Here is a 21,993-nt window from a genome sequence, read left to right as displayed (position 1 = left end):
CATGCGTTAATTTTCCAGATTTCTTTTGCTCTAAAATTGACTTCGCTTTCTCTTTCGCCTGTTCATCTAAGTTAGCAAACATGTCTCCACGCTTACCTTTCTCCGGCATTTTTACGCCTAACTTTGTTAATTCCTCTTTTGCTTGTTCACGTGTTAGTTTGCCGGATTTCTCTTGCTCTAAAATTGACTTCGCTTTTGCTTTCGCCTGTTCATCTAATCCTACAAACATGTCTTTACGCTTCTCTTTCTCCGGAAGCTTTACACCTATTTCCTCTAACTGTTTCTTTGTATCGTCCATAATTGTTTTTACTTTTTGTTTTGTAGCGTCATCTAAATCCTTTTTCGCCGTTTTTGCAGGCTGATCCACTGCTGGAGTATTCGTTGCCGCGAATGCCGGAATACCGACTCCTCCAATGATTCCGAATGATAAAGCACCTGCAATTGCTAAATACCCAACTGTTTTCTTCTTCATAGGAAATTTCCTCCTTCATATTTCTAAAGCATGTACACTTTCGTATACAATGCCAATAGTAATGTTGGTTTCTTAAAATTTCCTTAACGATGCAAATAAAAAACACCGCTCGTAATGAGCGGTGTTTCTCTATGCTTTTTGTAATTGTAACTCTTCACGTTCCATTATTTTTCTTAATACAATTGTTTGTGTCATTGTAAATAAGTTACCTGTTATCCAGTACAACACAAGTCCTGATGGCGCCGCAAACCCCATAAATAGAATCATTGCCGGCATCATAATTTGCTGCATCTTTAGCATCTGTACTTGTTCTCCAGGTGTAATATTCGATTGGAAAACTTTCATTTGAATAAATGTCGTTAACGCTGCAATAATCGGTAATATATGATATGGATCTGCATGTCCTAGGTTCACCCATAAAAACGAAGATGTGCGAATCTCTTCCGTTCTGCTAATCGCATAATACAAAGCAGAGAAAATCGGCATTTGTATAAAAATTGGCCAACAACCAGCAAGTGGATTCCAACCGCCTGATTTCATTAGTTCTGACATTTCTTTTTGGTACTGCTTTTGTTTTTCAAGGTCTTTGCTTACATCACCGTATTTTTTCTTTAGCTTCTGCAATTCAGGTTGCATTTTCTTCATTTTCGCTTGGCTGCGATATTGCGAAACAGCTAATGGAATCATTGCTGAACGAATAACGAGCGTCATAATAATGATAGCAATCCCAAAGCTAGCTCCAGGTATATGATGAGCAACAAATTGAATCATATACGAGATTGGATATACAAAATAATGATCCCAAATCCCAGTACTATGTGCATCAATTGGGGCTGCATTACTGCAACCAGATAAAACAAAAACAAGTAATAATGATAAACTAACGAGCACAGCTCGGTATGATTTTAACATGTTCATTCCTCCAATGTTTCGTAATTATTTAGCGAAACATTGGTGTATACGGACCGACCTCGTCATTCTCTTCACTTGATTCTTGTCTGCGTACAGAACGAATCATTCCATATTTATAAAAAATAGAAAATAGCGGTACATTTCCCGCACTATCTTCACATGTATCAACTAGCGCAAAAGCTCTTTGTCTACCGCTTGATGCTTGTTGACGCACAAAGCGAGAAACATTAGCAAGGAAGAAAACTTCTAATAAACAAAGTGCCGTCGTTACAAACGATATATATAGAATTGCATCCTGCAATAAAAATTCCATCGCTTCACATCCTTAATAAGGTCATTTTAGCACATTCAACAAACATTCTCTATTTCCTTTTATTTTCAAAAAAAGTATTTTGCATATTTTCTCAAGAAAACAATAATTAAGAAACGTTGTATTCGCTTTCTTTAGTATATTCACACACATCAATGAATAGGCTTGATTTATTAGAAATTTATAAAATTTTTGCATTATAATAAAACTATTGCCAGTTTTTGAAAAAACCTTTATTCTCTTCTTGTAATCAAAAATGAATATGGAGATGAAACATACTATGGGTCAACTAGGAGACGCCGATTACGTTCCCGACACCGCCTTTTTATCCTTCCCAGCAGCTAAAACATTTCACTTAGAATTTATGATACAGTTGGTTGTTATTTTTATAGCTTCTATTTTGTATGCAATTTCTATGAATATGTTTTTTATCCCGCATAACATGATTAGCGGTGGATTCGCTGGTGTAGGGATGATTATCGGTTATTTAATGCACTACAATATCGGTGCACTTATCTTTTTACTAAACATTCCTCTTCTTATTTTAAGTCACTTTTACTTAGGCAAGAAGACAACCTTTTTAACAGCTTACTTTGTAGCTGTATCATCGTTAGCGATGAACATTATCCCTGTACACCAGGTTTCAGACGATATTTTACTATCTTCTGTATTCGGTGGTGTAATCTGCGGAGCAGCTTCCGGAATCATATTCCGATTTGCTTCTTCAACAGGTGGCTTTGATGTTGTTGGATTGATTGTAGCGAAACATCGAGATATTTCAATTGGAGCAATCATCTTTGTATTCAACTTAATCTTACTTGTTGCAGCAGGTTTTATTTTCGGATGGGATATTACACTTTATACGTTAATTAGCCGGTTTGTAGTCAGCAAAGTTATCGATGCTGTGCACACGAAACATATTAAATTAACGATAATGACAGTTACAGAAAAAGGTGAGGAAATAAAAAGCGCACTACTACATCACGGCATACGCGGGGTGACAATGGTAGACGCTGTCGGCGGCTATACAAACCATAAGAAAAAAATGATTTACACTGTCGTGACTCGCTATGAGTTAGGCGAAATGAAACGTATTATCCGCCAAGTGGATAACAAAGCATTTATGAACATTACTGAAACAGTTGAAATTGTCGGCCGTTTCAAACGCATATAAAAAGGCGCAAGGAGCTAGTGTTCCTTGCGCTTTTTATTTTTTACACTTATTACAAAATCAGATAATTCTATTATTATGTCCTTAAATGTGTTATAATGAAAGCAGACTCACAAAAAAAGAGTATATAGACTTGGAAGTTTCTCTTATTTTACAAGCAAAAAGAAACGAGCAGTCGGGTATATTTCAGACACCATACACGTAACGGTTTAAACAACCGATCATCTTAGTTACTCTTCAATGATCTTTTTATAAAAAGATACGTACAATTAAAACTCACTTCAATATACTATACCTACCTTTTTGACTTCCAAATCATCTTATTACATAAGGAGATGAACATATGAATCAATATATACGATATACAATAGCTGTCCTGTTTGCTATTATCGGCGGAACAATCTGCTTCTGGACAAACACTCAGCTTGGAGAGAATATCATTTTTAATGGAATCGAAACGCTTGTAAGCGCTTCAATTTTAGGTGGATACATTTACTTCCTCTTCAATCCAGAAGAAAATGCTCAAAAAACAATGTTATTAACAATGATCGGAATCGTTGGTGGATGTATTTCCTACTCAATGACAAACTATACATTACCACTTCAATTAAGCTCAGCTTTCTTCCACGGTCTATGGACTTGGTTCATTGCATTCTGCCTAGCAGACGTATTCAACCTATTACAAGACAATGAAGAGGATAGCGGTCGCCAAATTGAAAGTAACTCTTAAGCTGGAAGGTACTCTTCCAGCTTTTTTTGATTGGTTTGCATACCCCGCATCACGATAAAAAGAAGTTACCCTCACGGCAACTTCTTTTCCACATACCCCACTTCGTATTCACTAAAATATATCAACGATTTTTCAAATATATCGATCGTTTCTCCACTTATATCAACGATTTTTTCATTATATCGACGCTTCGACACAAGATATCGATTTACCGACATTCTTCGACACTCAAAACGCACAACATACCCTAGCCCCCAAGCAACTTACTGCCGAACTCTACGATTAAAAAGATAATTAATAGGATCGCGAGTATCTTTAATGCTACATATGCTACTTTAAAAACAACATAAATGAGCAAGACTATCAAAATAATTGATAAAATTTCCATATTTACTTCCTCCAAGCTTTGCTCTTCTTATCTCATTTTACTCGCCCTAGGCTGTTTATGGAACGGCATAAGATGACATATAAAAAAGAGGATACCTCACCCATCGTAAGATACCCTCTCTTTCAGCTGCTTAAACCATTCTCTTTCTAATTGTAAATATCCCATCTCACTCTTCTCGGCGCTCTTTAATTCTTGATCAGCTTTCTTCATATAAGTACGGGACGCTTCCATATTGCCCTCTACATATTTAATAATTCCTTGTGTACGGTAATATCCACTTAGGTCCATTTTTGTAATAGCCTTTGCATGTTCCTTTGCTTCTTGCAAAGAAAGACTATCCATCTGATAAAGGGCTTTATATAAAAGATACCAACTATGAAAACTACTAACGAAAAACTTATTTTCTTTCGTTACAGGTAGTTGAACAATTCGTTCTATATACGGTATCGCTCTTTCCATTCCCTCTTGATCTGCACGAGCAAAAAAGACGAGCATAAGTCTACTCATTATCTCTCTTATCCCTTTATTCTCTTTTATTTTCTCCTCACTCAATTCTACTAATCTTTCATCCCAATCTTTCGGTCTTTTATAACTAAATAACTCACTCGATATTTGAATCTCATATAAGTGATTTCTAGCTCTTTCATCATCTTTAATTAAAATAAGAAATTGCATCCCATCACTCATAAGCATTCCTTTTATCGGCACAATTGTAACCGCAAAGATTGCAAAATGGAAAAAGGAAAAATATAAAAGATATTGATAATAACTCACCATGTATATGTAACCGGAAGTAATACCAAATAGTAAACTCGTAATCGGTCCACCTAAAGTGAGCCACGCCCACTTTTTCGAAAGATTCGGTGTCTCTATAGAAGGTGGTACTAGTGTTGCAACGCCTCCAAAGTACGCCCATAATTTATTTTCTCGAATGCGTAATTTCCCCTTTTCTTTTTGAATAGTAATAGGTCCTACTGTCATAAATTTAAATGTCAAACCACCTATTACACCAAATACTACATGTCCTAGCTCATGAATGGCTAACACTAACCATGAAATTCCAACTATTGCCCATAGGTTCAAAATTACTTCTAATTTCTCAGTTCGAATTACTACGTATAAAATGGACAAAACTAACGCCGCCGTCATGGAACCAGCTGGCCTTCTTAAAATATCCACCTTTTTCTCCCCTTAATAAATCATTTTTCTCTGCATTTCGTACATGAATTTTCCGAGATGCAATATCCAAATAAATGAGATTAAACCAATTAACACAAAATCGATATCACTAGCCGCTGTATATATAACGGCCGCCCACCATACATATGCCAATATTGTATTCGTAAATTCATACGCTTTATATCCAGCCTCATGCACAATGTGCTTTAATCCTTCATCTGCGTTTTTCGTCCACATTTTCATAGATTCCATATACGTTACACCTTGTTCAGGATATAGCTTGTTATAACGATTTTTTGTTATGAGTCCGATAATTACTACAGTAGTTAAACAAAGAATAGAAACTACTAAATTCCACACCGCAAATGAAACATTTGTATCCTGCAACAATGCACGTCTACATGTAATAACTGCATATACAAACCATGCCTGCGTAACTATATCACCTACACGTAAATATATACTTATAATGCCTAATTTCCTACCTTGTACGCTCTCTTCTTCATCGCGTGCCTCTGCTAACATACGTGTATTCTTCCAAGTATAGTACATCATTAAGATTCCAAAAATAATACATATACCTATAAATGTATTAGATGATAATTTTCTCGGTTCATCCGAGAGTAAATTTAAAGCTATATAAGACGTTAAAAAGCCACCCATCATACTTACTGCTATTTTCCCCACAGAATCAAATTGTTTTTTTCGCTTACTCTTCATCGTCCTCTTCCCCCTCTACTAACGTAAATATTTCCTCCACTGGTACATTGAAAATTTGTGCGATTTTTAACGACAATACAATAGATGGTGCATAATCCCCACGCTCAATTAAACTAATCGTTTGCCGTGATGATCCAATCACTTTTCCTAAATCCCCTTGTGATAAACGATGCTTTGCTCGCAATTCCCTCACTCGATTTTGAAGCTTCATGTCTTCCCTCTTTTTCATTTATTTAATTAAAATTGTAAATAATATCCTTATACTTGTCAATTATAATTGTCATTTTGACGTTAATAATTGACAATTATAAAGATGTATTATGTTGGAAATAACCTATATAATGAATGTGAAATATTAAACAAAGGAAGTGACATATGAATAAAATATCTACTTTTCCCTATATTCTTACTAAGCTTACAGCGACTTTCTTGTTATTATTACTTATTAGTATGCTTCTCTTAACAACTAATCAACAGACATTATATAGTTTCTTAGCTGGATTACGAGAACTACTATATGTTCCCTTCGTTCCTATTCTTGCGGCATATGCAATTTTTTGTTCTATTTGCATCGATAAATTGAAATTAAAAACACATACAAGACTGAAGACATTATGCCTTTATATTTTTTGCGGCTATTTATTTTCTCTTCCATTCCTAATATTTAAAGAAGCTAGTCTAATACAGTTCTTGTTTCTCGGATCAATTGGAGCATTGTGTTCTCTTTTTTTCTACCTATGTACAGTTATAGCAACAAAATTTAAGTGGATACAATATGTCGTGCCAGGCATTATGCTTATTATATTTATCACAATCAACTTTATCGATTTAGAAAAGGTTGGAACATCAAAAGAACAATGGATCGAAACAAAAACAGAAAACTCTTTCGAAGCATCTTTTCAACATTTTAGCGGTGAACATAGAGTCCCCATTGAGCTAAGACGAGGTGACATATTAGAATTTACCATTGAATCACGAGCTGAAAATCCGGATGGCTACATGGAAGAAGTAAAAATGGCCAGTGAGTTTCAAGAGGAAGAAAATTATTTAGCCCCAACTGGCCCTAATACATATCATTTCGCAGCAATTAAGACAGGAACTTATTACATTATAGTTAGCGGAAATCAGCTAAAAGGAAAGTTAAAAATAAATTGGAACATAAAATAAAAAAGGCAGTGCTTTTGCACTGCCTTCCTAAATTCTGACATAGAATGGATTTCATATTAGCTTGCGTTTTGTAGTAATACTCGTTTTAACTGCTTACGGAAACGAATACCTAACGTAACCGCTACAATCACAATAACTCCAAAAATGATTTTACCGATATGACCTTCTAGCACTCCAAAGATATCATGTAAGTTTCCACCTAACCAGTAACCACCGATTAAGAAGAATGATACCCAAAATAGAGCGCCTGAATAAATTGTAATGGCAAAACGACGGAATGGTAAATTAATAATTCCTGCAAAGTATCCTGTGAAATGACGTACACCAGGAATAAAGAAACCAATAAAAATTAAGAAGTACCCATACTTATCAAACCACATTCTCGTTAAGTCAATTTTTCTTTGTGTTAAAAATACGTATTTCCCATACTTTTGAATGAAAGGCATACCTAATTTATTTCCTAAAAAGTATTGAATCGTCATTCCTACACTTGTCCCAATAAAGGATAGAATAATTAAAATCGGTAAACTTAAATCACCCTTATGTGCTAAAAATCCCGCATATGCTAACGTTGGCTCTCCCGGAAACGGAAGTGCAATATATTCTAACAGCAAACCTACAAGTACAACATAGTACCCGTATTGCTGAAATAATTCATGAATCCATTCCATGTCATCTCTCCTTTCAATCACGTACAACTTCTTACTATTATTGTATAAAAAAATTGTCGAAATAACTATCACAATAGCTTACATTTTTATTACATTTTTGTAAGGGTCACACTAATGATTTCCGTTCTTTATTAAGTAGCTAAAAGCATTTTTTAAGTCGAAATAACAAAAAGACGCATTAATAATATGCAAATTTTATCCATTTTTTAACACTGAAAAACCTTTCTTATTTTGTTCTCAATAAAAAACCACCACAAACTCATGCTAACTTCATATTAGCTTCATATACGTATTGTAAGATTATATCGGAATTTGTTGAAAAATTTAACTAATATATGACTAAGCATTAATTTGAATAAATATAAGTCGTTTTTCGAAATTGAAAAAAGGGTGAATACGAAATGGAAGCATATAAAATGCACGATTTTATTAATACAAATGTTGAATCTCATCAAAATGAAACCGTTTTTAATTTACACATATGTGAAACAAGTGAATTTGACGTAAGTTTAACAAAATCTACAACACTATCTTTTATCGTTTCAAAAAAGAATATTAAAATTGTCACGAAAAAATGGACTAACTCAAACCAAGAAAGCATGATTGGCAAAAGCTACATCATTCCAACGAAAGCTTTTCACTATTTCTTACCAATTATTTCTGAAAATGAAGATGAGCTAAATATTCAAGTTCAAAGTTTTGGACTACGTGGTGAGCTTTTATTAAACGAAAGATTACTTATTGATAAAAACAACAAACACAACAGCAAAATCACTACATTCTTTGAAACATTAGATGAAAATGTAAATAAAGCATTACGAGGATTACAACTTCATTGTATGTAAGACTATTACGATAGTAAAAGGAGAATAACAATGAAAAAATTATTATTAAGCGCACTATTATCATTAGGATTTTTAACTCTTCCATTCGCTAGCGCAGAGGCTGCTACAACGAAAGATCAATTAATCGTAGACACTCAGTTAAATAAAATGGATTATTATCAAGATGGAAAATTTATAAAAAGTTTTACTGTCGCTACTGGAAAAGCTGCAACGCCTACACCTAAAGGCACTTTTCAAATCGTAAATAAAATTAAAAACCGCCCTTATTATACAGGCAAAATTAAAGGCGGCGATCCACGTAATCCACTTGGTGACCGTTGGCTTGGATTAAATATGGCAGGAACTTACGGAACAACTTATGCGATTCACGGAACTAACAATAATCAAGCAATCGGCAAATGGACAACACTTGGTTGTATTCGTATGTATAATAATGATATACACTGGTTATTTGAGCGCGTTCAGCAGCAAGCTACTGTCACTGTAAAATAGCCTAAAAACAAGATTTATGTGTAGCCAAGAATTTTATGTCTTGGCTTATTTTATTTATTCATTTACAGTAGCAAAACAACTGTATTTACATATATAATAGGAATAGATTTGATTAGCTAATATCTAAACATTGATAAACGTAGATATTAAAATTATACAGTTATAATATTTTATAAATTTTATAATACATACTATAATAGAACTACTGTAATTCTGAACTATTCAGTAACACTAAACTATTCCCCTTGCTACCTTCATGATTATTTTATAGCGGGGGCTTATTATATGTATAAACAATCTGAGTCACTCGAAAAATGATGAATTCGAATATTGCAGTAAAAAGCGTTATTTAGGAGGTGTTACTATGACGCATATACTGGTGATTGAAGACAACCCAGATATACAAGAACTTATTCGTGAATTTCTAATGGCACAAAACTTTACCGTTGATGTAGTTGGTGCTGGAACAGAAGGTATTCTTCTTTTCCAAAAAAATTCATATGATCTTGTCCTCCTCGATGTAATGTTACCAGATATAGATGGCTATAGTATTTGTAAAATTATGCGAGGACAATCTGATGTACCAATCATTATGTTAACAGGCTTACATAATGAAGAAAGTGAAATTAAAGGATTTGAGTTAGGTATTGATGACTATATTACGAAACCGTTCCATTACACTGTATTTATTAAGCGTGTAGAGGCTGTATTAAGAAGAGCAGCAACGAAGGAAGCAGAAGCAGAAGCTGCAACTATACTACAATTCCATGAATTGATGTTAAACTCTACAGCATATGCAGCTTATGTTCATGGTAATCAAATTGAATTGACAACAAAAGAATTTGAAATTATTTATACTTTACTGCAAAATCGAGGAAAAGTATTATCAAGAAGTGATTTGTTGAATAAGGTATGGGGCTATGAACATTATGGTGATGTAAGAGTTATAGATACACATATTAAAAACTTAAGAAAAAAATTAGGAATTACTTATATTAAAACGGTGAAAGGTATTGGCTACAAAATCGAATCGTAGTAAAGACAACATCACCAAAAATATTTTCATCAAAACCTTATTATTTTGTATTCTTTTATCACTTTGTCTTTATCAAATTATTTACTTTCTAGCTTCAAACTACGATAAAGAACGTTTTGCGAAAGAAAATGGAACGCCGACTACAGAACAGGCGGATTCAGATAAGCAAAACGATCAAAGTAAAACGAATCAAGATAAAGCTGTGTCAGAAGGGAACATTTCTAATTTCCAATCTTCTATTGTAGATTATAAATCTCTTTCTACAGCTATCAATCACCTTTTGCAGCCTAGCCAAACTGCAAAAGCAAAAGAACATACACAAAACCTTTCGGGGAAAAATAGCACTTCTAATCAGCTTACAGAAGCAGAAAAGAAAGCCGCTAATAATGATGCCTTACATACACAAAATGCAGCAAGTAAAACAAATGATACAAATGATAATCCAAAGTTAGCAGATGCGTTGCAGCAGTTAGCTCCACAGGTTGGCGCGACAATGCTTGCATTATCTCTACTCGGATCTTTAATGTACGCAAAACTAATTGCTAAACCTTTTCAATATATGAGCGATGCTTTAAAAGATATTATGAATCTTGATTTCTCAGATAAAAAGCTCCTTAACAAAAATTCAGATCAAACAGATTTTAATTTGTCAGTAGCCGCTTCACAAGTACCAAATATTGTGAAGAATTTACATGAAAGCAATCAAGATTTAAGAAATGAGCTCAAGAAGGAACAACAATTAGAACAATTTCGTAAAGAATTTATGTCTATGGTATCCCATGAATTAAAAACACCAATCGCAGCCGTTATGGGACAACTAGATGGCATGATTCACGGAATTGGAGCTTATAAAGATAGAGATAAGTATTTGAAACGTTCCTACGAGATGATGCAAGACATTAACATATTAACGGAAAAAATGTCGGAATTATCCAAAATACAAAACCCTCAATTTAAACCGAATTTAGAAGTCATTTCTTTATCTAATATTATTGAGGATGTTATGAAGAAAGTAGATTACTTTGTATCTGTAAAACAATTAAATGTACAATCTAATATTAAACACGACGTACAAATTTTAGCTGATCCTAAATTTATTCAAACTGCTATCTTTAACATTATTTCAAATGCAATTCATTATACAATTGACCATCAGCACGTATATATAAAGCTTTATGAAAAACCAAACGGTTACGCATTAGAAGTATTAAATACAGGTTCACAAATTGATGAAGATAAACTTGCTCATTTATTTGAGCCTTTCTATCGCGCAAACCCTGATAAACACGGTTTAGTACAAGGTAGTGGTCTTGGATTATATATCGTGAAACAAATATTAGATAAACATCAGTTTCCTTACGGGATACAAAACACAGCTCAAGGTGTAAAATGCTCTATTGTATTCCCAAAAGCAATGTAACATTCGCTATAATTACATACCCCAAACTCATACTTCATGTGTGAGTGGCGGAATTTTGTAGAGTGTCTTACTCTGTTTCGTTCGCCCGTTATCCTTATTTGGATAGCGGGCGTTTTTTATTACTTAAAAGGAGGATTTTTCATGGATAAGTTTAAATATTCATTGCTCGTTTTATTCGGTGCTTGCAGCTACGGCATACTTTCAACTATTTTCAAACTCGGATTCCTAAGTGGATTTTCAGCACATCAACTACTAGGGGGACAATATGTCTTCGGATGGATTGGACTATTTCTACTCGTTCTTTTCTTTTCACGTCATAAAGTAACAAAAAAACAATTCTTTTCATTACTAACCGTCGGAACAACAATGAGTATGACTGGGATTTTCTACGCTATTTCTGTAGAAGAACTACCCGCATCTATCGCTGTCGTCCTACTCTTTCAGTTCACTTGGATTGGTGTCATTATCGAAGCAATTGCAAATCGAACATTTCCAAGCCGCGATAAGATCATATCTATCCTTATTTTATTTGCTGGTACATTGTTTGCAGGTGGTGTATTTGAAGGCCTCGGACAAAGTTTTTCTACGAAAGGGATTACCTTTGGACTATTAGCTGCTGTCTCTTTTTCATTCTATGTTTTTGCAAGCGGACGCGTTGCTACAGATGTTCCCCCTTATACGAAAAGCTTTCTTATGACAACAAGTGCGACTCTTATCGTATGCCTATTCTTCCCGCCGACCTTTTTAACAGATGGTGCCCTGCAAGCCGGTTTATGGAAATATGCTTTCTTCCTCGGATTATTCGGCGTTGTTGTACCTGTCATTTGTTTTTCAATCGGTGTACCAAAGGTTGGAACAGGACTCGGTACAATATTAGGTGCAGCTGAATTACCAACTGCTATTATCGCTTCTATTACACTTGTACATGAAGTCGTAACATTCATGCAGTGGATTGGGATTGTTTTTATATTGATTGGGATTTTCACTCCTCAGCTGCTTACAGCTAGAAAAGAAAGGAAACATAATCGCGTGCATAGCGCTTGAAAAAAATGCAGAATTTATCTGGAGGTATAAATGACTATTTTAAGCATCATATTTTTTGCTATTATGTGCATCTTCTTCCTAATAAGATATATGAAAGAAAAGAAATTTTACGATTTACTTCTCATTCCCGTTTGTATATATGCAGGAGCAGTGAAAACTCCTTTCGTAGAGTACTTAAACTTTAATACTACATTTAAAATAACGTATGATATTGCAGCTATTATTCTTGTAATCCTTGCTGTACTTTTCTTTTTGAAAGATAAGAAAGAGAATCATACTGCATAACAAAAGACCTTTCATTTACTTGAAAGGTCTTTTGTTATCTCTCATTTTACCGCTCCATATAACTTCTCTATCTCATGCTCAATTTGTTTTACATCAATTCGTTCAAATAATGGCTGTACGCTATCAATTCTATTCGGCAACGTATTTTGAGGTTCCCAATTTCGTTTAACAATCGACAATGTATTTCGAACTCTTTCACTTGAAAATGGTAAAAATGGTTCAAGGAGATTTGCAAAATTAGCAATAAGATAAACACAGTTATAAATCGTTTCTTCACATGAAACTGGATCATCTTCTCTTTGTTTCCACGGCTGCTTTTCATCAAAATATTTATTTGCAAAACGTACTGCATCAAATATTGTCTCTAACGCCACCTTAAATTTAGTTTGCTCAATCGCCTCTCCTACATTTTTATATAATCCTTCTACTTTATCTTTCAGCTCTATATTAATAGTCACCTTTGGTACAGTGCCATCATAATATTTTTCAATAAACTTTAATGTGCGGTTCACGAAGTTTCCATATGCTCCTAACAATTCACTATTATGACTGTAAATAAATTCACGCCATGAAAAATCAGTGTCACGATTTTCTGGTGCATTTACTGTTAAAAAGTAACGGATAGAATCTGGATTGTAACGTTCTAATATGTCAGGTACCCATACTGCCCAATTTTTACTTGTAGATAACTTTCTTTTCTCTACTGTTAAATACTCATTCGAAACGATATGACGCGGGATTGCTTCCTCTCCTATTCCAAGTAAAACCGCTGGCCAAATGATGGAGTGAAATGGAATATTATCCTTGCCGTGTACATAATATGTTTGCGCATCACTATTCCAAAACTCATGATCATCTTTTCCTGTTTCTTCAGCCCAATGTTTACTCGCTGAATAATATCCTGCCACTGCTTCTATCCATACGTAAATTTTCTTATCTTCATACCCTTTCACTGGAATTGGTACCCCGATTGGTAAATCTCTTGATACAGCCCTATCTTGTAACCCTTCCTTTACATATCTTTCCGTTAATTGAATTGCATTATCACGCCATGTTCCTTTTTCTTTTGCGATTTCTACAGCTTGTTTAATTTGCTCCTGAAATGTATGCAATGCAAAATAGAAATGCTCTGTTTCCTCTACAGATGGCGTACTACCACATAACTTACATTTCTTTTCTAACAAATCAAGAGGATCTAAAATAGCAGAACAAGCATCGCATTGATCTCCTCTTGCTGCTTCATGGCAATGTGGACATATTCCTTCTACATAACGATCCGGTAAAAACTGCGTACACGTTTCACAATACGCTTGTTCCACTGTTTTTTTATAAATATAGCCCTCTTCTAATAAACGTAAAAAAACTTTTTGAACAGTTTCATGATGATGCTCGCTATCGGTACGTGTATAGCAATCATACGTAAAACCGAGATCACGAAAACATCGCTGAAATTCTTCATGATACTTATTAGCAATTTCTTTCGCTGTCACACCTTCTTGTTTTGCTCTAATTGCAATCGGTGTTCCATTGCAGTCACTCCCTGAAACATACAGCACATTCTCACCTTTTGCCCTGTAATAACGCGCTAAAATATCTCCAGGTAATAAACTCGCAATATGGCCAAGGTGTAACGAACCATTTGCATACGGCCAAGCGCCTCCAATAAAAATACTCATCTTACATTCCTCCTTTAAAATATAAAAAGCCCCACCCCTATCTTAAAAAAGATAAGGGCGGGGCTGTATAAACAGTCGCGGTACCACCTTATTTCGCCAATTACTCACATAATTAGCCTTAACAAGTACGGAGCTCTATGCTCTTATACTGTGGTTTTGATAACGAGTACCAACTCTCGTCGCCGCCTACTATTATCATTTGATAAGTTCAGGACGAAGCTCAAAGGCCATTGTTCAAATGAATATTCTTGCTTCTTTTCAGCTACCGAAGCTCTCTGGAAAGAATATTTTCATTCTACTTTTCCTTTTCAACGCTTTTACGTATAACACGTATTTTACGACTAACTAACAGAAAAATCAAACTTTAAATCAAAAAAACAGGAAATCCCATCCTCCCGCCGAATACCTATACGTTCACAAAAGGAGTGATAACATTGAACCAAAAACAACTAAGCACTATAAATGAAAAAAGCTGGAATACAGCTGCTTATGAAACTTGGACGAATCGCCATGGGGCACCGGAGGATTATGCGAAAAAAATCATGGAAGATCCCACACGCGAAGTAGCACATTATTTACCTTACATACAATCTCCAAAAGGAAAATGTATTATTAATTTACTCGGCTCAAAAGGAAATAAAGCTGTTGCTCTCGCCATTTTAGGCTCTGACGTAACAGTTGTTGATATTTCAGCGAGTAATGCAAAATATGCAAATGAACTTGCAGATGCCGCAGGCGTTTCTATTCATTACATCGTTTCTGATGTACTAAATGTAAATCTCTCAAAATCATTTGATATCGTATTGCTGGAGCTTGGTGTACTTCATTACTTTCTAGATTTAAAACCACTTTTCACAAAAATCTCTCAACTACTAAAGCCTGGTGGTATACTTATCCTTCGCGATTACCATCCAATATACACAAAGCTATTAGGAGTAGATCACCCATCATTTCGAGCAAGCGGAAATTATTTCGATGAAGAATTGATTGAAGATGATGTTGCTTACAGTATTCTTCTTACAGAAGCGCAGAAAGAGTCTTTACCGAAAACAACCATCCGTCGCTGGACGTTAGGAGAAATTATTACAACGCTCGCGGAAGAACATTTTAAAATTGAAAAACTAGTTGAAGAACATGGATCTCATCAAAGATGGGTCTTCCCTTCTACTGCACCAGAAGGAATCGAAGAACGTATCCCTGGTCTATATACAATAATTGCGACAGCATGCAAAAAAGGATCCCTTCACGGATAGGATCCTTTTTGCATGCTCACGCATATAAGTTGAGGTTGGAGATTACCATAATTCTGTAGAATAGGACACAAGATATTTCAACATTTCGTCTCTGACTTACGTCGTCAAAAAGGGGTATGACCAACATAACGAAGAGTAATGTTTTAGTTGATATTGATAATCGTTATCAACTAATTAGAAGTATACATGATGTTATTTCAAATTTCAATAGCATTTCTAATATTTATTTATGAATTTTATGATATGCAAATGTATACATTTTAAGAACTTTTTCTAATACCAATCTGACCCCTTCCATTATCTGCTATAATTTTCATTGAACAGATTAATAACTTCATAATAATGTTTTTATTAATTTTGTTTTTAATATCTATAAATCATAATAAATAGTTTAAATGAGGGTAGGGGTAACGATGAAATATGTTAGTATTCGAAAAAAACTACTGTTCACACTCTTAAGCATTTCTTCTTTATTTAGCATTGCTCTTATTGTTATTCTTTCATTCGCCATGAATCAAGCAAGTGAAATCGAAACGTTAAAAAATGATGTATCGAAAAGAGCGACGATTTTAAAAGAACGTGGCGATTGGTTCCAAGCACAAGTTGCTGGTTTACAAGAATATTTGCTATCACATGATCAAAAAGGATTAGATAAGTTCAACCGAGAAGGGAAAAAATTAGCTGATACTAGAGAAAAAGTAACAAGTGACAAAAAGCTCCCAGAAGGAATGAAAGAAGCCATTTTAATGGGAGGAAAATGGCGTAGCATCATAGATAATGAGGTACTACCTCTTGCGCGTGAAGGAAAATGGGACGAAGCATCTAAAATTGCGTTAGCACAAACAGATTATGTAAATGATCTTTTAGGTCGTTTTAATAAATATACAAATGAAGAAAATGAGAAACGTGACGCATTAATTGCTGATGTCGAGTCTTCTTCATCACTTATTCAATATATTATTTTCTTCTCACTCATTACATGTACATTAACGTCTATTTTATTAGCATGGTGGTTCTCTGGTAAACTCGTTAAACCAATTCGACAAATTGATGAGAAGTTAAAAGAATTAGCTTCTCAAGATGGAGATTTAACGGGTAGATTACACGTAACGAGTAAAGATGAAATTGGTGACATTGCAAATTCCTTTAATCAAATGCTCACTAACCTACAGCATATAATAAAACAAGTTCAACAAACATCAACAAGTGTAAAAGAAGCTTCCGAAAATGTATTTATCGAAACAACCGCTTCTATGGAAAATACCGCAAGGACACAAGAGACTATGAATGCTCTTGAACACAATATTCGTTCACAAGTGTCTAGCATTGAAGAAAGTTCAACCGCAATGGATGACATGGCAACGAGTGTTCAGCGTATCGCTGAGTCCGCCTCTTCTGTTACTAGTTTAGCTGTCACAACTTCAGAAAAAGCAGATGATGGGAATAAATTCATTGAGAAATCTATTACACAAATGCATACAATTAACGAAGCCGTTAACGCTACATCACAAGTAGTTGAGCGACTCATTACACATACAAATCATATCGATACTGCACTTCAATCTATTTCGAATATCGCCGAGCAAACAAATTTCCTCGCTTTAAATGCTTCTATTGAAGCAGCTCGTGCTGGTGAACACGGCAAAGGATTCGCTGTTGTTGCCGATGAAGTTAGAAAACTTGCTGAACAATCTCAACTAGCCGCAACTGACATTAACCATTTACTGCATCAAATTCAAGCCGATACAAAAATAGCAAATGACATGATGACACAAGGTCAAGCAGAGGCTTCTGAAGGAATTACGGTTATTCGTACCGCCGGATCTTCATTCTCAGAAATTGTTAACCACATTAACAAAGTCTCTACGCAAATGCAAGAAATGTCTGCAACTGCTGAAGAGATGGCTGCAAGCTCTGAAGAAATGAACGCAGCTTTAAATAATATCGCTTCTATTTCAAACGAAGTTGCTGCAGAAACATCACAAACAGCACATTCGGCTGGTGATCAAGTAAACAAAATGAGTATCGTGGCTAACAAATCATCTGAAATGAAAACAATCGTACAAGAACTTGAAGTTCTCGTTTCTCATTTCAAAACAAACGCTTAAAGTGAAAATGACACGAGCTCAAAGGTATAGGAAAGCAAGTTTTACAGTCTCTCTTTTTTCACTTTAAAATATCTCTTTCTATCTCTCATTCCGTCTGCTATAATTCCTAAAGGAAATAAGAAAGCTTTATTCCAACTGGAGTAAAGCTTTCTTTCAATTTTTTACATTTATTAATTCTAATACTAAGATTTCACAAAGGAGGCTTTTTATTATATGAATTTTGTAAGTATCAGAAAAAAACTTATGTTCATGATGGGAACGATTTGCGCTTTATTCGGTATCGCCTTAACATTTATTTTATTTTTTGCTATTGACCAATCTCGTAAAGCTGAAACATTACAAAAAGAAATTTCTCCACTGGCAACAGAATTAAAAGAGCGTGGAGACGCCTATCAAGTACAGCTCTCTGCTTTAAGAGGTTATTTACTACAACATGATCAAGTCGAATTAGACAAGTTTAATGAGATGAGTAAACGTCTTGAGGATTCAAAAGATAAACTTCTTTCTAATCCAAATGCTTCTTCCTCCGTAAAAAGCACAATGGAATTAGGGTCTACTTGGAGAAAGTTCATTGAAGAAAAAGTATTCACTCTTGCAAAAGAGCAAAAATGGGAAGAAGCTTTACAAGTAGCTTCTTCAGAAAATGGCTCTGTTTATAAAGTAATTGGTGATTTCACAAATTACAGTAATGAGCAAGCTAAATTGCGTGATCAATCTATTGAAAAAATTGATCAATCTTCACTAGGAATTGAATATGCAGTCTTTCTATCACTTGTTATTTGTATCGTCGTTGCAATTATTCTTGCATGGTGGTTCTCTGGTAAACTTGTGAAACCAATTCAACAAATTGACACGAAACTAAAAGAATTAGCCTCTCAAGAAGGTGACTTAACGGCACGTCTACAAGTAAATAGCAACGATGAAATCGGTGCTATCGCAGCATCATTTAATAAAATGTTAGAAAACCTACAACATATCATTAATCGTGTTCAAAAAACATCAGTGGAAGTACAAACCGCTTCTGAAAATATGCTAGAAAAAACGAATACATCACGCGAGGCGACAATAAGAGTCCAAAGCTCGATGTCCAACTTAAATGCAAGTATTCAATCACAAACTTCTAGTATGGAAGAAAGTTCAACTGCAATGGATGATATGGCAGTAAGTGTTCAGCGTATTGCTGAATCTGCTTCATCTGTAGCGGAACTTGCTGTTGCCACATCTGAACATGCTAGCGATGGAAGTACCGTTATCCAAAAATCTGTTTCACAAATGACAACAATACACGAAGCTGTAAATGCTACGTCAGAAGTGGTTGAACGTCTAATCACTCATACGAAATATATTGATACTGCTGTACAATCTATTTCTAATATCGCTGAGCAAACAAACTTACTTGCTTTAAATGCTTCTATTGAGGCAGCTCGTGCTGGCGAGCAAGGAAAAGGTTTTGCTGTCGTAGCTGACGAAGTTCGAAAACTTGCTGAACAATCTAAAACAGCTGCAACAGACATTAATCAATTACTACATCAAATTCAAAATGATACAGAAACTGCTAGCTCTATGATGTCTCAAGGCCGTTCTGAAGCATTTGAAGGCATTAATGTTATTCGTGAAGCTGGTACTTCTTTCTCAACAATTGTAGAACAAGTAAATAAAGTATCTACTCAAATGCAAGATATATCAGCAACTGCTGAAGAGATGGCTGCAAGTGCTGAAGAAATGAACGCTTCACTTAATAACATCGCTTCTATCTCGACTGAAGTATCCAGCGAAACCGCCGCAACAGCACAATCTGCTGAACAGAAAGTTATCGTTATGAATGAAATGACAGTAACTGCTGGAAAAATGAAACAAACAGTTGCAGAGTTAGATCAACTCGTATCTCATTTTAAAACAGAATAGCTTTTCAAAAAATATCCCCCTTTCAAAGAGGGATATTTTTTTGAGCTCATTTCCTGCACATTATGCTCATTTCCGTTATAATGAGAATCGATATCATTAAATTGTAGGAGGGGCTGCTTATGTCACAAGAAGCATTTGAAAATAAATTATTTACCAATTTAGAAGCTGTTATTGACCCTGAACTAGGTGTTGATATCGTTAATCTTGGATTAGTGTATGATGTTACAGCAGATGAAAATAATAATGCTGTCATTACGATGACTATGACTTCTATCGGTTGTCCAATGGCTGGGCAAATCGTATCAGACGTTAAAAAAGTATTATCAACGAACGTACCTGAAGTTAATGAAATAGAAGTAAATGTCGTTTGGAACCCACCGTGGTCGAAAGAACGTATGTCACGTATGGCGAAAATCGCATTAGGTATTCGCGACTAGCGGGATAAAGAAAAAAAACCTGACACTTTAGTCAGGTTTTTTCTCTTATTATTTTACGCCTACTGCATCATAAGCTTTCGTTACAGCTTGTACAGCTTTAGAGTTTTTACCATATAAATCTTCAGCTGACTGAAGAGCAGCTTGACGCATCATTTTGAAGTCAGAGTTTGCAGTTAAATATTTCGTAAGAGCGCGGTAGTAAATTTTTTCTGTCGCTTCACGGCCCACTCCAGTTACTTTCACGCCGTAATGATCTCCGCCTTCAGATACTAAATAAGCAGCTTTATTATTAATACTACTGTTAATATGAACGCCGCCATTATCAGCTGTTCCAGTATAACGTTTATTATAGTGATCTGGGTAACCTTCACCTGGTTTTAATGGGTTTGGAATAGACGCTGGATCTTTTAATGAACGAAGTGCATCGCCTGGTTTACCAGGTGTATAAATGTCAGCACCTAAATCCCAGCTCTTCTTCTCAACCATAACACCCATAATATCAGATAACGATTCATTTAACGCCCCTGACTCATTTTTATAAACAAGGTTTGCTGTATGTTCAGTTACAGCATGCGTTAATTCGTGACCGATAACATCAAGTCCAGCAGATAATGGAATGAATGTTTTTCCATCGCCATCACCATACATCATTTGTACACCATTCCAAGCCGCGTTATTCCAGCTCTCTCCTACGTGAACAGTAGAAATAAGCTTCGCACCTTTATCATCGAAAGAGTTACGATTAAATGTCTTTTTGTAGTAATCATATACTTTTCCTGCATTTACATGCGCATCAACTGCAGCTTTATCTTCGAAGAACTTAGATTTACTTTCAACTTCTTCTCCTGTATATCCAAGCCATTGCGAGAATAAATTAAACCAGTTCTCGTCCATATTCTCTGCATCAAATGTATGGATACCTTGTCCTCGTTTACCATCAAACAAGTTGAATTGTCCTGTTTTCGTATCTTGAGCAATTTCAAATGATTGTCTAGCTCCTAATACTCCGTAACCAAATCCAGTAATGTTATCTACAGCGTTATATTTCTCAATAACATTTCCATTCGTTGCATCAACAAAATAATGCCAATACCCTGGAGCTGGTTTTGAAATCGATGCCTTAACTAAGTATGCAAGGTAGTAATTACCGTCCTTTTCATATACAAATAAATCTTTTTTCACACCGTCATAACTCTTTACTTTACCAATTTCTTTCTCAATATCTGCCTTTGCAATTGTTTCTGCTTGTTCCGCAGTAATACTTGCAGCTGCAGGAATATTTTTATCATCTAAATTCGGAATAACTTGTCCGAAGAATGCTTTTACATTATTTTCTTTATCAAGTGTAACAGTTTGATCAGAACCGTACACAGGAATGTTATTATGTTTCTCAACTAGCTTCACATGTGTCGTATCAGATTCAGCGTCTTTTTCTTCCCCAACGATATTAAAATGCTTTTCAATATTTCCTGCTAATTTAAACATATCTTTCTTACTCTCTAAGTATTGAAAGACCGTCTCTTTTTTATCTAGTCCTTCCGGTGCTTTCCATTCTTCACCTATGTATGCAGGTGTTTTAAATTCTTGATGATATTGAATTTTTTGTTCTTCCGCTTTCGTTGTCGTTGCCCCAAACGCTCCAAATCCCCCGGCGATAACAGTTAACGCTAATGCTGATGAAATGACTTGCTTTTTCACTATAACATTCCCCATTCCCATAAAGATTTTTGACACTTTTATAAAATTCTGATTTTTTCAGCCGATACCTCCAC

At 35.0% G+C, this 21,993-nt stretch carries 23 protein-coding genes and 1 other annotated feature; of the genes, 13 read left to right on the top strand and 10 right to left on the bottom strand.

Annotated features, from left to right (window positions below; translation table 11 throughout):
- The 3 genes from ACODS7_RS16160 to ACODS7_RS16150 all read right to left on the bottom strand — a co-directional run.
- The coding region (locus ACODS7_RS16160; RefSeq protein ID WP_488827073.1) for a hypothetical protein at positions 1 to 472 on the bottom strand (472 nt) is incomplete at its 3' end.
- A 129-nt stretch (positions 473 to 601) separates the two neighbouring features.
- Positions 602 to 1,384, bottom strand: coding sequence for a membrane protein insertase YidC (yidC, locus tag ACODS7_RS16155; protein ID WP_016079814.1), 783 nt, complete (start codon positions 1,382 to 1,384; stop codon positions 602 to 604).
- Positions 1,385 to 1,412: 28 nt separating this feature from the next.
- The gene (locus tag ACODS7_RS16150) at positions 1,413 to 1,697 is read right to left on the bottom strand and encodes a hypothetical protein (RefSeq protein WP_000394930.1); all 285 of its coding nucleotides are present in this window, start codon (positions 1,695 to 1,697) and stop codon (positions 1,413 to 1,415) included.
- Positions 1,698 to 1,974: 277 nt separating this feature from the next.
- Here ACODS7_RS16150 and ACODS7_RS16145 point away from each other — a divergent pair, with 277 nt between their 5' ends.
- Positions 1,975 to 2,868, top strand: coding sequence for a YitT family protein (locus ACODS7_RS16145; RefSeq protein ID WP_016079813.1), 894 nt, complete (start codon positions 1,975 to 1,977; stop codon positions 2,866 to 2,868).
- 340 nt (positions 2,869 to 3,208) lie between these two features.
- Positions 3,209 to 3,595: a DUF3938 domain-containing protein gene (locus tag ACODS7_RS16140; protein ID WP_001077773.1), complete on the top strand. Its 387-nt coding sequence runs from the start codon at positions 3,209 to 3,211 to the stop codon at positions 3,593 to 3,595.
- 247 nt (positions 3,596 to 3,842) lie between these two features.
- Here the strand turns inward: ACODS7_RS16140 and ACODS7_RS16135 are convergent, their stop codons facing one another.
- The 4 genes from ACODS7_RS16135 to ACODS7_RS16120 all read right to left on the bottom strand — a co-directional run bounded on the left by ACODS7_RS16135 (position 3,843) and on the right by ACODS7_RS16120 (position 6,093).
- Positions 3,843 to 3,983 (bottom strand): DUF3985 family protein, encoded by a 141-nt coding sequence (locus tag ACODS7_RS16135; protein WP_000404758.1) that lies wholly within the window; start codon positions 3,981 to 3,983, stop codon positions 3,843 to 3,845.
- A 96-nt stretch (positions 3,984 to 4,079) separates the two neighbouring features.
- A complete protein-coding gene (locus ACODS7_RS16130) occupies positions 4,080 to 5,132 on the bottom strand; it encodes a zinc metalloprotease (RefSeq protein ID WP_243168264.1) in 1,053 nt (350 codons plus the stop codon).
- A gap of 42 nt (positions 5,133 to 5,174) precedes the next feature.
- Positions 5,175 to 5,882 carry a DUF3169 family protein gene (locus ACODS7_RS16125; RefSeq protein ID WP_224980619.1) on the bottom strand — a complete coding sequence of 236 codons (708 nt, stop codon included), beginning with the start codon at positions 5,880 to 5,882 and terminating at the stop codon, positions 5,175 to 5,177.
- Positions 5,872 to 6,093, bottom strand: a complete 222-nt coding sequence (locus ACODS7_RS16120; RefSeq protein ID WP_000776173.1) for a helix-turn-helix transcriptional regulator — start codon at positions 6,091 to 6,093, stop codon at positions 5,872 to 5,874. The genes ACODS7_RS16125 and ACODS7_RS16120 overlap by 11 nt, the downstream gene beginning before the upstream one ends.
- A 164-nt stretch (positions 6,094 to 6,257) precedes the next feature.
- On the opposite strand from ACODS7_RS16120, the gene ACODS7_RS16115 reads away from it, so the two are divergent.
- The gene (locus ACODS7_RS16115; protein WP_050844676.1) at positions 6,258 to 7,049 is read left to right on the top strand and encodes a hypothetical protein; all 792 of its coding nucleotides are present in this window, start codon (positions 6,258 to 6,260) and stop codon (positions 7,047 to 7,049) included.
- A 56-nt stretch (positions 7,050 to 7,105) separates the two neighbouring features.
- Here ACODS7_RS16115 and ACODS7_RS16110 read toward each other — a convergent pair whose 3' ends face one another.
- Positions 7,106 to 7,720: a DedA family protein gene (locus tag ACODS7_RS16110; protein ID WP_000454754.1), complete on the bottom strand. Its 615-nt coding sequence runs from the start codon at positions 7,718 to 7,720 to the stop codon at positions 7,106 to 7,108.
- 401 nt (positions 7,721 to 8,121) lie between these two features.
- Here ACODS7_RS16110 and ACODS7_RS16105 point away from each other — a divergent pair, with 401 nt between their 5' ends.
- The 6 genes from ACODS7_RS16105 to ACODS7_RS16080 all read left to right on the top strand — a co-directional run bounded on the left by ACODS7_RS16105 (position 8,122) and on the right by ACODS7_RS16080 (position 12,842).
- Positions 8,122 to 8,565, top strand: a complete 444-nt coding sequence (locus tag ACODS7_RS16105; protein WP_000388762.1) for a DUF3978 family protein — start codon at positions 8,122 to 8,124, stop codon at positions 8,563 to 8,565.
- A 30-nt stretch (positions 8,566 to 8,595) separates the two neighbouring features.
- Complete coding sequence (locus ACODS7_RS16100) at positions 8,596 to 9,057, top strand: L,D-transpeptidase (protein ID WP_000735058.1); 462 nt, start codon at positions 8,596 to 8,598, stop codon at positions 9,055 to 9,057.
- A gap of 364 nt (positions 9,058 to 9,421) precedes the next feature.
- Positions 9,422 to 10,093, top strand: coding sequence for a response regulator transcription factor (locus ACODS7_RS16095; protein WP_243168257.1), 672 nt, complete (start codon positions 9,422 to 9,424; stop codon positions 10,091 to 10,093).
- A complete protein-coding gene (locus ACODS7_RS16090; RefSeq protein ID WP_243168258.1) occupies positions 10,071 to 11,513 on the top strand; it encodes a sensor histidine kinase in 1,443 nt (480 codons plus the stop codon). The genes ACODS7_RS16095 and ACODS7_RS16090 overlap by 23 nt, the downstream gene beginning before the upstream one ends.
- 141 nt (positions 11,514 to 11,654) lie before the next feature.
- Positions 11,655 to 12,557, top strand: a complete 903-nt coding sequence (locus ACODS7_RS16085; RefSeq protein WP_016079809.1) for an EamA family transporter — start codon at positions 11,655 to 11,657, stop codon at positions 12,555 to 12,557.
- A gap of 30 nt (positions 12,558 to 12,587) precedes the next feature.
- Positions 12,588 to 12,842: a hypothetical protein gene (locus ACODS7_RS16080; protein WP_000154123.1), complete on the top strand. Its 255-nt coding sequence runs from the start codon at positions 12,588 to 12,590 to the stop codon at positions 12,840 to 12,842.
- A 41-nt stretch (positions 12,843 to 12,883) separates the two neighbouring features.
- Here the strand turns inward: ACODS7_RS16080 and metG are convergent, their stop codons facing one another.
- Complete coding sequence (gene metG, locus ACODS7_RS16075) at positions 12,884 to 14,518, bottom strand: methionine--tRNA ligase (protein ID WP_029443546.1); 1,635 nt, start codon at positions 14,516 to 14,518, stop codon at positions 12,884 to 12,886.
- 50 nt (positions 14,519 to 14,568) lie between these two features.
- Positions 14,569 to 14,839 (bottom strand) — a binding site (T-box leader).
- A gap of 113 nt (positions 14,840 to 14,952) precedes the next feature.
- Between metG and ACODS7_RS16070 the strand changes: the two genes are divergently transcribed.
- The 4 genes from ACODS7_RS16070 (at position 14,953) to ACODS7_RS16055 (ending at position 20,221) form a co-directional block, all read left to right on the top strand.
- The gene (locus ACODS7_RS16070; RefSeq protein WP_098629814.1) at positions 14,953 to 15,771 is read left to right on the top strand and encodes a class I SAM-dependent methyltransferase; all 819 of its coding nucleotides are present in this window, start codon (positions 14,953 to 14,955) and stop codon (positions 15,769 to 15,771) included.
- A gap of 413 nt (positions 15,772 to 16,184) precedes the next feature.
- The gene (locus ACODS7_RS16065) at positions 16,185 to 17,879 is read left to right on the top strand and encodes a methyl-accepting chemotaxis protein (protein ID WP_243168259.1); all 1,695 of its coding nucleotides are present in this window, start codon (positions 16,185 to 16,187) and stop codon (positions 17,877 to 17,879) included.
- A gap of 213 nt (positions 17,880 to 18,092) precedes the next feature.
- Entirely contained in the window at positions 18,093 to 19,784 is a 1,692-nt protein-coding gene (locus ACODS7_RS16060; RefSeq protein ID WP_243168260.1) for a methyl-accepting chemotaxis protein, read from the top strand.
- A gap of 119 nt (positions 19,785 to 19,903) precedes the next feature.
- Positions 19,904 to 20,221, top strand: coding sequence for a metal-sulfur cluster assembly factor (locus ACODS7_RS16055; protein ID WP_000076420.1), 318 nt, complete (start codon positions 19,904 to 19,906; stop codon positions 20,219 to 20,221).
- Positions 20,222 to 20,269: 48 nt separating this feature from the next.
- On the opposite strand, the gene nprB is transcribed toward ACODS7_RS16055, so the two are convergent.
- On the bottom strand, positions 20,270 to 21,919 hold the full coding sequence (gene nprB, locus ACODS7_RS16050; protein WP_042969179.1) for a neutral protease NprB: 1,650 nt from the start codon (positions 21,917 to 21,919) through the stop codon (positions 20,270 to 20,272).
- Between the last annotated feature and the right edge of the window lie 74 nt (positions 21,920 to 21,993).

It is taken from the genome of Bacillus sp. FG16 (assembly GCF_057809515.1).
The sequence above is the reverse complement of the archived record's forward strand: the minus strand, read 5'-3'. Positions and strand labels throughout refer to the sequence as shown.

What these genes read in the sequence shown, in the direction of transcription:
- yidC (WP_016079814.1), bottom strand. Translation starts at nt 1,384, where the DNA reads ATGTTAAAATCATACCGAGCTGTGCTCGTTAGTTTATCATTATTACTT.
- ACODS7_RS16150 (WP_000394930.1), bottom strand. Translation starts at nt 1,697, where the DNA reads ATGGAATTTTTATTGCAGGATGCAATTCTATATATATCGTTTGTAACG.
- ACODS7_RS16145 (WP_016079813.1), top strand. Translation starts at nt 1,975, where the DNA reads ATGGGTCAACTAGGAGACGCCGATTACGTTCCCGACACCGCCTTTTTA.
- ACODS7_RS16140 (WP_001077773.1), top strand. Translation starts at nt 3,209, where the DNA reads ATGAATCAATATATACGATATACAATAGCTGTCCTGTTTGCTATTATC.
- ACODS7_RS16135 (WP_000404758.1), bottom strand. Translation starts at nt 3,983, where the DNA reads ATGGAAATTTTATCAATTATTTTGATAGTCTTGCTCATTTATGTTGTT.
- ACODS7_RS16130 (WP_243168264.1), bottom strand. Translation starts at nt 5,132, where the DNA reads ATGACGGCGGCGTTAGTTTTGTCCATTTTATACGTAGTAATTCGAACT.
- ACODS7_RS16125 (WP_224980619.1), bottom strand. Translation starts at nt 5,882, where the DNA reads ATGAAGAGTAAGCGAAAAAAACAATTTGATTCTGTGGGGAAAATAGCA.
- ACODS7_RS16120 (WP_000776173.1), bottom strand. Translation starts at nt 6,093, where the DNA reads ATGAAGCTTCAAAATCGAGTGAGGGAATTGCGAGCAAAGCATCGTTTA.
- ACODS7_RS16115 (WP_050844676.1), top strand. Translation starts at nt 6,258, where the DNA reads ATGAATAAAATATCTACTTTTCCCTATATTCTTACTAAGCTTACAGCG.
- ACODS7_RS16110 (WP_000454754.1), bottom strand. Translation starts at nt 7,720, where the DNA reads ATGGAATGGATTCATGAATTATTTCAGCAATACGGGTACTATGTTGTA.
- ACODS7_RS16105 (WP_000388762.1), top strand. Translation starts at nt 8,122, where the DNA reads ATGGAAGCATATAAAATGCACGATTTTATTAATACAAATGTTGAATCT.
- ACODS7_RS16100 (WP_000735058.1), top strand. Translation starts at nt 8,596, where the DNA reads ATGAAAAAATTATTATTAAGCGCACTATTATCATTAGGATTTTTAACT.
- ACODS7_RS16095 (WP_243168257.1), top strand. Translation starts at nt 9,422, where the DNA reads ATGACGCATATACTGGTGATTGAAGACAACCCAGATATACAAGAACTT.
- ACODS7_RS16085 (WP_016079809.1), top strand. Translation starts at nt 11,655, where the DNA reads ATGGATAAGTTTAAATATTCATTGCTCGTTTTATTCGGTGCTTGCAGC.
- ACODS7_RS16080 (WP_000154123.1), top strand. Translation starts at nt 12,588, where the DNA reads ATGACTATTTTAAGCATCATATTTTTTGCTATTATGTGCATCTTCTTC.
- metG (WP_029443546.1), bottom strand. Translation starts at nt 14,518, where the DNA reads ATGAGTATTTTTATTGGAGGCGCTTGGCCGTATGCAAATGGTTCGTTA.
- ACODS7_RS16065 (WP_243168259.1), top strand. Translation starts at nt 16,185, where the DNA reads ATGAAATATGTTAGTATTCGAAAAAAACTACTGTTCACACTCTTAAGC.
- ACODS7_RS16060 (WP_243168260.1), top strand. Translation starts at nt 18,093, where the DNA reads ATGAATTTTGTAAGTATCAGAAAAAAACTTATGTTCATGATGGGAACG.
- ACODS7_RS16055 (WP_000076420.1), top strand. Translation starts at nt 19,904, where the DNA reads ATGTCACAAGAAGCATTTGAAAATAAATTATTTACCAATTTAGAAGCT.